The following is a 1,228-nucleotide window of genomic DNA, read 5'->3' on the forward strand; positions in this document are numbered from 1 at the left end:
CTGATTCACCGCTTTAATCTCGCGGTCGGTCTCTTTCTGCCGCTGGGCAATATCTTTTATCATGCGGTCGGTTTCTTTTTGCTGCTGGGCATTCTCTTGAAGTGTTGCCCAAAGCTGCTCAAAGGTCATTTTCGTCGCTGTTTTCCGCGCTTGGTCGCTCATGTTGGTCTCCTGCCGTAAACATACCGCAAACCCAGCGGGGAAGGCAACGGCGTTACCCCTACGGGGTAACGTCCGAGTTCCTTGAGGGAACTCGGCATATAGGGCGGACTTATCGAGCGGGAGAGAAAGGGAGCGGGCAAAGCCCGCTCCCTTTCTCGTCTCATAGAGGAAGCGGTTTTGCCGCTTCCTCTATGACGGCATAGGGGTTTGCGCCTGTTGGCAAAGTCCGCTCGGCAGCCCCGTGCGCGGAAGCCGCCCGCAACTAATCCCGCTCGATAGCCGCAGTAGCCGCTTATCCGCAGTACGGCTATATCGCCCTCCGGCAAAGCCCGCTCGGCAGCCTTTTGCACGGAAACCGCCTGCAACTAATCCCGCTCGGCAGACAACTGGGCGCGAATGCCCCCTCCGCCTATCTATCCGCCCGCGCCTATGCTATACTCGTGCTGGCGGGGGCAGCGCAGGAGAAATCGCCGCGCACTAATGCCACATATGCGCATGATAATGCCATATATTATATATACTGATACAGGCGCGGGAGAGGCGGGCGCGGGTTCGCCCACTCTTGCGCCGGGGAAACGGCGCTATAAGGAATAAATCATGAACGACAGCGAATGGAAGGTGTGGCTGCAGGAAAACAAGCTCACGGAAGAGGACAACTACTACGCCGAGATATCGACCGCAGGCAAGACCGCCTATACGGAGGATATCGCGCGGGCAATAAAAGCGGCGGGCTCGGAACTCCAGCTTGAGACGCTGGTGGACGTGCTGAACCACGCCGACCGCGTCCGGCGCGACACGCTGCGGCAGGGCTACAGCGTGCAGACCGGCGTCGCGCACATAGCGCCCCGCGTCCGCGGCGTGTGGACGGGCGACGACCGCGCCTTCGACCCGGCGCGGCACTCGCTCGGCTTCGACCTGAGCGCCACGGCGGAACTCCGTGCCGCGCTGGACGGCGTGGGCGTTCTGGTGCTCGGCATGAAGGATTCGGGCGCGTACATAGGCTCGGTGACGGACCTTTCCAGCGGCAGAGCCGACGACACGGTAACGCGGGGCGAGGACATGTCGC

Annotated in this window: 1 protein-coding gene; it reads left to right on the top strand. The window is 61.3% G+C overall.

From position 1 onward, the window contains the following. Positions 1–759 precede the first annotated feature (759 nt). Positions 760–1,228, top strand: a 469-nt coding sequence (locus AWU74_RS05755) for a DNA-binding domain-containing protein (protein WP_306701020.1), incomplete at its 3' end; no start/stop codon positions are given.

This window comes from Treponema endosymbiont of Eucomonympha sp. (assembly GCF_001028545.1).